We start from the raw sequence: 9,108 nt of genomic DNA on the forward strand, positions 1-9,108 counted from the left end.
TTAATTTTGAATCCATAAGAAGGTTTTTTTGTTGTCAACCTCAAAGATACTTTGAGTTACTTTAATTCCTTCTTATTTTTTTATTTAGGACGCTATTGAGAATAAATGAAACAATTGTAAGAATGTAAACCACTATATAAAAAGCCAAACAATTTCTTTGTCTGTATTTACTTTTTTGAAGAAAGTACTCGGATTATTGTTAGTAAGTTCCATAAAATTTTTTACAAAATGTGATTGGTCATAGAATAAGTTTCCGTGAGCTAATTTAGTTAAATTTATAGTTTTTCGCTGATTAGTAATTGAACTTCTAAACCTGTGAATTTTTCGATACTCAGTAGGTGATTTCCCCAATGTTTTTAAAAATAATTTGTGCAAATATTGTCTTGAAAAATTGTACTTCTTCGCTATATCGTGAATTCGTAAATCAGTTTCTACATCTGCTAAAATACTTTCCATTATTGATAGTTGCTTATTTAGTAGTTTGGATATCAAATATGTTTCTAGTGCTTCAATTTGTTCAGTTCTATTTTCAAGTAGAAATATTTCTTTCATTTTAAAGGCGAAATCAGAAAAGGGAATGAAATCGGATGCATTTTTATATTTAAAAAGCGTTTCTGTATTTTCAATAAATTGGCTAATACCTAAAGGTTTAAAGTAAATAGTAATTTCATTAACAGGCTTTTCATACAACACTTCTATGGGTTTTGTGTAACTGGCAACATAGTTTACTACAATGTTATCTTGTGAACTGGATTTGACAACCAACTTACTTTCTTCAATTACAATTTCAATATTTTGGCTGATAGAAAGGATAAAATAATTGTTTGGGAATGTCCAATAATTAAATGAATTTGATTTTTCAGTTTGGGCAATAAAATAATAGCCCTCAATATATTTTTGTAGGGTTTTGTTTGTCGGTACAAAAAAATCAAGGTTCATAAAGTTTTGTCGGGTTGTTTTTGGGTTGCAGCTAACGGCTTGGAGCTTTGCGAGGTTGCGGACTAAAGAAGCCGAACCTTTCGATTAAACACCAATGTTCAAAGATAGGTAATAAACTTGAATTTAGCACCTTTCCCCGCAATCTCGCAAAACTCTTGTTATATGCTGTGCCATCTATTCGGCAAGGTTGGTTTTTGGGGTTGGAGTGGAGGAAATTTATTCTTTTTTTTGGCGTTGGCATAAGTGGGAAAGGGAAAAGCTCTTTTGCAATCTTGGGTTTTGCGTTGGGTGTAGCGGATTGCAAATGTGCTTTTTCCTGTGCGGTGGCAAATTGTTTTATGTTTATTATTGCACCAGTTAAATGTATTTTAGCCGTTACTAAATTATATTTTTCAGTTAGTAGTTTTATAGTTTCAGACGGTAATTTAATGCTTGCAGTAGCTAAAATATTAAATTCAGTTTTTAATTTTGTTTTTGCAGTTAGTAATTTTATAAATGCAGTTGATAAAAGTATAAACGCAGTGGTCAATTTTATAAATGATGTTGCGAAAATTATACTTTTACCTTTCACAATATTAATCTTTCTTGATTACTTTAAATTCTAAACCGCTTACTTGTTTGTATTGAGGGCTGTTTGCACCGAAAACACTTTTTACATATTGTTTTACTTCTTTTGAAGTTTGCACCAAGCCAGTTAATGGGTTGTAAAGTGTTTGGTTTCTCTCTATCATTGCGTTGCTGTAACCTGTGTATGCGTTAATAAGGTTGGTGTTTTTGGTTTGTAATTCTGTGAGTTTGGTTTGTAAGGTGGCGACTTGTAATTCTATTTCGTTGGGTGTATAGTTGCTGTTTTGTTCTACTACTTGTATAAGGTTTGCGAAATGGTCTATTAAGCGGTCATACGATTGTTGTGAAGTAGAAATGCTGTTTGTAGTTGGTGCGTTTTCTGGAGTTGTTTCTTCTGTAGTTGTTTTTTTGGAAGATGTACCTTGTAATTTTTTGTTTACCGTTCTTGCATCTGCAATGGCTAAAGTATCTGCACCTGAAACGGCAAAAGCATTGATAATTTTGGTAGCCAAAGGTTTTAAATTGGCAAATGTATTTCTACGCTCGTTAGTAGCTTTATCAAAAGCTGTTTTTTGGGTTTTGGTTGCGTTTAGTTTGTCTTGTGTAAGCTGATACAATGCTTGTAGTTGTGGAATTTTTAAACTTTCTTTGGTTGGGTTATAATTTGCTCCATACCCTTGACAAAAAGAGATAAGGTCTTGAAAGTTTGCAATGTTTTTTGCGTGTCCTGTTTCAGAAGTAGATGCCATAATGATTTTATTTTTAGGTTAATACCACAAAAATAATGAAAAATAATTTACAAATTATTTTCTAACTGGTTTTCTACAAGATTATAGTATTCGCTTTTATTTTTTAATAAAACGCTATGAGTTCCTTGCTCTACAATACTACCATTTTTTAAAACAATTATATTATCCGCATTTTTAACTGTACTTAGTCTATGAGCTATGATTATTGCTGTTTTACTTTTTAAATAGTCATTTAGATTATGCATTATTTTGTTTTCATTAATAGTATCTAAATTTGAAGTTGCTTCATCAAAGAATATGAAATCAGGATTTTTATAAATAGCTCTAGCAATAAATAATCTTTGTTTTTCTCCACCACTTAATGATATACCAGACTCACCAATTTGTGTATTGTAATTCATCGGTAATTTTTTAACAGTATCTTCTAATTCAGCAATTTTTAAAGAATAAAGGAGTTTCTCTACGTTTATATTGTCTTCAGAGAGACAAATGTTTTCTGCGACTGTACCACTAAAAATAAATCCATCCTGCATAATAACCCCACAATTTTTCCTCCATTCTTTTAGGTTTATAGTTTCGATATTATCATTATCAATTGAAATTTCACCCTGTAAAGGAAAATAAAAACCAAGTAACAGTTTCATTAGTGTAGATTTACCACTACCACTAGCTCCAACAATAGCGGTTATTGAATTTTTAGGAATAGTAATATTTATATTTTGAAGGACATTATTTTCATCATTTGAATTGTATTTGAAATCGACGTTTTCTATGGTTATTTTTTTAACTTCTGAAAAATCGGAAATGTATGATTGATTAGATTTTATTTCTTCATCTTTTTCATAGACATCAGATAATCTATCAAATGCTAAATTTAATCTTTGAAAAGTTTGAGAAAAATTAATAATATCATTTATTGGAGCAGATAATTGGCCTAAAACATAACTAATCATTAGCATAGTTCCTAAAGTCATCTCATTATTAATAACAAAATATGAGCATAATCCAATTAAAAAAATATCTCTAAACTTTGAAATAAAATTATTGCTATTGAACATATAGAAACTAATGTATGAATCTTTTATTTTAAATTTATTGAGTTTTTGCTCTGACTGTTGCCATTTTTTAATTTTAAAATTTTCAGCACTGTTTACTTTGATTTCTGTTATGCCCATAATCAATTCGTAAATCATATTTCTATTTTCTGACTCCGAATTAAAAAGAGAATAATCAATAAATTTTTTCTTTCTTAAAAAAAGTAATGTGATTACGATAGCAATAATGCTAAATATGAAAAAAATAAAGAAAACATATATATTATAGGATATTAGTATGGCAGAAAAGACAAGTAAATTTAAAAATGTAACAATTAGGTCTATTATATTTTGAGAAATAAAAGCGTTTATTCTGTTGTGGTCATTTAAACCTTCAATTAAATCAGACTTGAATTTTTTCTCAAAAAAACCAATAGGTAAGCTAAAGATTTTATTGAAATATATGTTTTTTAAATCTATATTAATATTTAAACTTATTTTAGTAGATAATATTTCTGAAAGGCTAGTGGCTATTAAATTACCTACAACAAAAAGAAACTGGGATAATAAAATTAGCCAAACTAAATTAATATTTTTATTAAGAATGCCTTTATCAATATTATCTTTTAAAAGTAATGGAACACCCCAATTTGTTATCAGTGATACAAAAGTTAAAAAAAGAATTAAAAATAATTTTGATTTTTTTTGTGATAAAATATTTAATATTTTATTTTTAACAAAAGTGTTTTTTTTTGAAATCTTTTCATCTAATGTATTAGTGAAAAATTTTTCGTTCGGATTTGATATAATGGCAATGCCTGAATTGCCACTATACCATTTTTCTATTAATGTTTCTTTATTTATTTTAATTCTACCAAAACTTGGGTCAATAATGTGAAATAAAACTTCTTTTTTTTTATATTCTATTTTTTCTAATACAACATAATGGCCTGGCTTAAAATATAAAATTGCAGGTAACGGCATTTCATTAATTTCATTTAATGTAATATTAATTGAATGTGAATCAACACCTATAATATCAAAGAAATTTCTAATATCTTTTATTGAAATGCCTAGTTTAGATACTTCACAATTTGTTTTTATTGTATTAATATCATATGTTTTGCCATGATATTGGGTAATCATTTGAATACAAGCTATACCACAATCATTTGCACTTAATTGATATTTGAATTTAATTTTTTTATTCATTAAAAAATAACTTTTCTAATCTAGTTAAAATGATTTCATCTTTTTTTGTTTCACTATAGCCCATTTGGCAAGAATCAGTACCTAGCAATTCTAGGTTTATTTGATGACAACCACCACCACACAGGGGTAATATTCTACAACTTTGACATGCTTTTGACTGGATTTTTAATTTTTTCCAAGTTTCAATTTTTTCATTCCAAATTAATTTACCATTATCATCAATAAAGCCATAACTATTTTCTTTGTTAAAATCTCTAGCTGTACATTTATAAATATCTCCATTAAAATTTACAACAACTTCATTTTCTTTATCTGCATAACAAGGTTTTTGATAATTTTCAATAATATCGTTTCTAACTACTCTAAAACTCTTTTCTTCAAATAATTGCTTGGTATTTTCAATAAATTCATCAATATCTTCTACTTCTTCTTTATCTTGCCAAACTCTATGAAAATCTACACTTAGATTCTTCTTAATTTCATTTGTAAAATGTGAAATATCTTGCAAAATATCAATTATTGAGTACGCTGTCAAAGCAGTGTAATTAATTCTTAATACTACTTCAACTCCATTTTCTAATAATCTTTTGATTGAGTTAATTATTACATCATAAGATCCTTCCTCTTTTTGTGCTACTCTAACCTTATTATGTTCTTCTCTGTTTCCGTCAAGAGTAATTTGAAAATGTTTATATTCTTTTTTCTCTGTCAAATGGTTAAGAATAGTGTCACTTAATAAATAACCATTCGAAGTAAAGGAAACTTCAAAATTTATATTTTTATGTATATCATATTTAGTACGATAGTAATCAATAATAGGGCGAGTAACTTTAGAGTAATACATAAGTGGCTCTCCACCAAAAAATGCCAAATCAAATGTTTTAAGATTTGGTTTATTTATTAAAATATTGTCAATTAGTTTTAAAATTTTAGACACATTGTTGGATGACATTTTTGAACCGACAATATGAGATTCATAACAATACCAACAACTAAAATTACAGCCCATTGTAGGATTAATTATTAACTTGTAATAATCATCATTGTTTTCAATCTGTTTACCTAGATTTATTACTTCTTGTAATTCATTTTTGTCTTCAGAAACGATTGCATTTATTTGAATTAAATTATTGTAGATTTCAGAATCTTGATACGATAGATGTTCAGGAGATAATTTTAATAAATCGGTTTTTGTATTTGAAATAACAATAGATTTGTCTTCTTTAGAATTATATAAAACACTTAAAGAAGAACTTAATTGTATTAGAGAATTATATTTACTGTATTTCATATTTTTCAGATTTTAAAAATAGACTGTTATAAGCGAAATTTATTATTGTTTAGTTAAAAAGCTGTACACTTACGAGAATTAAGTGCATTATCACATTGATTATTTGAACACTTGTTGTTAATTGAACCATCGCATTGGTTATTACCATTAACACAATTACCATCATTAATACTGTTTTCTAATGCTAAACCTCCAATTTCTTTTCCAGAAAGATTAAAAAACACCATAGACTCTTGGTTGCTATCAAGCATTTTTTGCTCTAATTTTGCAACGAATTTTGAAAATTTGTTTGTTGTATCCATATCTTTAAATTTTATTATGGATTAATTCCTACTCTGTTAGGGCTTTTCGGATTACGCCTTGCTTATAACAATCTATTATTTATTTCTGAAGATTTATCTTCAATTTTTTTTATTTTTTTATTTCCAAAATTATATCTCAAACTAAATTTTATATTTCTAAAATATTCTATATTTTTTAAAAAACTATATGTTGCTTTATTTTCAGTTATATTTAGATTAGGTCTTAACAAGTCATATGCACTCAATGAAAAATTAAAGTTTTTATATGTTTTAGTAAAATCTAAAACAAGACTATGCAGATTATTTAAATTCCCGAAAACTGCATTAATGCTGCTATTATAACCATATATTAATGACATATTAAAATCTTTTTCTTTGGAAAGATTAATTTGATTTTTTAATCTAAATGAATAAGAATTATTTTGAAAACTCATATCAAAATCATTATAAAACCCATAAGAGTCTTGATATTTATAATTAAAAATTGCTGTAAAATTCAAATTTTTATTAAAGAAATTATTTGTATAAGTGAAGTTTAAATTTATGTCGTTACCATTTCCATAATTAGCGGTTGTTCTTTGTATTAAGTTTGATGGAAGTACAATATCAAAATCATTAAATAGATTTTTGTCATAGATATAAGAAACATTTAGAAAATATCTATTTTTAAATGAGTAACCTAATGTAAGTTCATAACTTAATGTAGGTAATAAATTGGGATTGTTTATTGTATAAGAATTTGAGGAATTATAGCGGACAAAAGGGTTTAGTTGTGTATAATATGGTCTCAAAATATAAGAACTTGCGTCCAATGAGATTTCATTGTTTTCGTTTGGCATAAATAAAAGTGAAAACGAAGGAAATAAATAAGTGTTCTTTATTTTTGTTATATCGTCATTTGTGATTGTTCTCCCTTTGCCTTCAAAATTTTCTAATCTAAAACCAATTTTCCCTTCCCATTTCTCATTAAATATTTTTTCATAATTTATATAACCAGCCAGTGTTTTATCTGTATAAGTATAATTATTAGTCTGTAAAGGGTCTGAAACATAACCAAGTCCTTCAAAATTGCCATGAAAAAAATCATTTTTTATATCGCTATAAATAAAATTGCCACCAAAAAATAATTTATTATCTTCATTAATAATTTTTGTAATATCTATTTTTGAGGCATTAACATTAAATTTTTCATCTTGAATTTGCTTAAATTTCTCATTTGGAGAATTGGAATTTATAAAATCAAAATTATTGTCAAAGTTGTTATTTCTTATAACTTGAGTATTATCAATATAAATATTTGAACCTAAACTATCCAATTGATGCGTGTAGTTTAGGTTAGCTCTAAAAGAATTATTATTTGGAGATTGTTTAGTTATATTATTTAATGAAGTAGAATTGATATTTTCAGAATCAATATTTTTAAATATGTTATTTGCTTCAGTATTAGATTTTTTATCATTTAATCTATACCCTAATTGCAAACCAATATTGTTTTTTTCGTTTATCTTAAAATCAGAGTTTATAAAGTATGAATAATTTTTACTTTTGTCTATTGTGTTTGACTGTATTTGAGTTTGCTGATTAGCTGGAATGTTATTATACAAGTAACTAAAACGACTAAAGTTTTTAGTATTATCGATATTAACTCCAGATGTAATATTTACTTTTTTCTTTGAGTATGATAAGAAGCCACTACCATATTGTGAATTATAATAAGATTGATTGGTTGATGTACTAATGGAACCTTTTATACCCTCATTTTCATTGTTTTTCAAAATAATATTTATAATTCCATTTTTATTGTTTGCTTCATATTTACTATCTGGATTTGCAATAATTTCTACTTTCTTTATGTTACTCGCTGGAATTGATTTAATCATATTTAATGCAATATCATTTTCACCAACAGGTTTGCCATTAATAAAAATTGTTGCTTCTCCTTTATTGAAGATACTTATACCTTTTTCTGAGGAATTTAAAATGGGTACATAGTTTAAGACTTCATACGAGCTTTTACCTTTTGAAAATTGAGATGTTGAAATATTATCTACAACGAATTTTCCAAGTTCTTTTTTTATGTTTGTTTTTTTCCCAATAACTACAATCTCTTGTAAAACTTTTGAATTGTCAATTATAATTTTTCCTAAATCAATATTTGCATTTAGTTCTAAATCTTTTTCGTAATATATTTCATTAAACTGAACAATTTGCAATTTTACATTTTTAATAGTAGTATTAAGGGTAAAAACACCTTCGATATTTGTTAAATCACCTTCAATCGAAACTTTGTCTGAATTTTTAATAATTACATATATGTTTTCAATTGGTTTATTGTTTTCATCAACAACAATTCCTGTAACTTTCATTTGACTATAGCCTAATGAAAAGAATAGAATAAATAATAATAATAAGGTATAATTGTGTTTCATGTTTTTTTATACAATTTTAGGATATTTCTTTCAGTAAAACTATACCCAAAAGTTCTATTTTAGAAAATCGGGTAAATTAATATTGTTTTCTTTTAAATATTCTATTGTTTTTAATTTTATATCATTATCATTTATGCAACAACATGATAAGGAGCAAAGAAAATCAGGAGTTACTTTGTAAAATTCAGATAGTTTTTTGATTTTTTCGTGAGTTAGTTTTACATATCCATTTTCAATTTTAGAATACGCTTTTTGTGAAATACCTAATTCAAATGCTATCTCGGTTTGTGATAATCCGTTTGCTAATCTTAATTCTTTTAACTTTTCCATAGTTAATTAGTTAGGTGTTGGACAAATTAGCTCTTTTTGCATTTTTTGCATTGGCTTTCGGTTGGGAAAAATGCAAAATGTGCTAATGAGCGTTGGCAAAAAAGGTTGGGCAAAAAAAGAATAAATTTCTGCGTTGGCTTTTCTGCGGTTGTTTGGTGTATTATCCTGAAATAGTTGACACATTTTTCAGTTATTTTGTTTTGTTAAAGTTATCAATTTTTTGTCGTTTGTAAGATTTATATTTTACATTTTCTT

Annotated in this window: 8 protein-coding genes; all 8 read right to left on the bottom strand. The window is 26.4% G+C overall.

What is annotated here, in order from left to right; all coding sequences use genetic code 11:
- Positions 1-132 precede the first annotated feature (132 nt).
- Positions 133-939, bottom strand: a complete 807-nt coding sequence (locus IV513_RS14110) for an AraC family transcriptional regulator (protein WP_209391200.1) — start codon at positions 937-939, stop codon at positions 133-135.
- Positions 940-970: 31 nt separating this feature from the next.
- Entirely contained in the window at positions 971-1,510 is a 540-nt protein-coding gene (locus IV513_RS14115) for a hypothetical protein (protein WP_209391201.1), read from the bottom strand.
- 4 nt (positions 1,511-1,514) lie between these two features.
- Positions 1,515-2,255, bottom strand: a complete 741-nt coding sequence (locus tag IV513_RS14120; protein ID WP_209391202.1) for a hypothetical protein — start codon at positions 2,253-2,255, stop codon at positions 1,515-1,517.
- A gap of 47 nt (positions 2,256-2,302) precedes the next feature.
- Positions 2,303-4,501, bottom strand: a complete 2,199-nt coding sequence (locus IV513_RS14125; RefSeq protein ID WP_209391203.1) for a peptidase domain-containing ABC transporter — start codon at positions 4,499-4,501, stop codon at positions 2,303-2,305.
- Complete coding sequence (locus IV513_RS14130) at positions 4,494-5,792, bottom strand: radical SAM protein (RefSeq protein ID WP_209391204.1); 1,299 nt, start codon at positions 5,790-5,792, stop codon at positions 4,494-4,496. Before IV513_RS14130 ends, IV513_RS14125 begins: the two co-directional genes overlap by 8 nt.
- A 53-nt stretch (positions 5,793-5,845) precedes the next feature.
- On the bottom strand, positions 5,846-6,094 hold the full coding sequence (locus IV513_RS14135) for a hypothetical protein (protein ID WP_209391205.1): 249 nt from the start codon (positions 6,092-6,094) through the stop codon (positions 5,846-5,848).
- 62 nt (positions 6,095-6,156) lie between these two features.
- Entirely contained in the window at positions 6,157-8,460 is a 2,304-nt protein-coding gene (locus IV513_RS14140; protein WP_209391206.1) for an outer membrane beta-barrel family protein, read from the bottom strand.
- A gap of 117 nt (positions 8,461-8,577) precedes the next feature.
- Positions 8,578-8,853, bottom strand: coding sequence for a helix-turn-helix domain-containing protein (locus IV513_RS14145; protein ID WP_209391207.1), 276 nt, complete (start codon positions 8,851-8,853; stop codon positions 8,578-8,580).
- Positions 8,854-9,108 lie beyond the last annotated feature (255 nt).

The sequence above is a fragment of the Chryseobacterium sp. RR2-3-20 genome (genome assembly GCF_017808115.1).
GTDB classification, from domain to species: Bacteria; Bacteroidota; Bacteroidia; order Flavobacteriales; family Weeksellaceae; genus Chryseobacterium; species Chryseobacterium oryzae.

What these genes read in the sequence shown, in the direction of transcription:
- IV513_RS14120 (WP_209391202.1), bottom strand. Translation starts at nt 2,255, where the DNA reads ATGGCATCTACTTCTGAAACAGGACACGCAAAAAACATTGCAAACTTT.
- IV513_RS14140 (WP_209391206.1), bottom strand. Translation starts at nt 8,460, where the DNA reads ATGAAAGTTACAGGAATTGTTGTTGATGAAAACAATAAACCAATTGAA.
- IV513_RS14135 (WP_209391205.1), bottom strand. Translation starts at nt 6,094, where the DNA reads ATGGATACAACAAACAAATTTTCAAAATTCGTTGCAAAATTAGAGCAA.
- IV513_RS14110 (WP_209391200.1), bottom strand. Translation starts at nt 939, where the DNA reads ATGAACCTTGATTTTTTTGTACCGACAAACAAAACCCTACAAAAATAT.
- IV513_RS14130 (WP_209391204.1), bottom strand. Translation starts at nt 5,792, where the DNA reads ATGAAATACAGTAAATATAATTCTCTAATACAATTAAGTTCTTCTTTA.
- IV513_RS14145 (WP_209391207.1), bottom strand. Translation starts at nt 8,853, where the DNA reads ATGGAAAAGTTAAAAGAATTAAGATTAGCAAACGGATTATCACAAACC.
- IV513_RS14125 (WP_209391203.1), bottom strand. Translation starts at nt 4,501, where the DNA reads ATGAATAAAAAAATTAAATTCAAATATCAATTAAGTGCAAATGATTGT.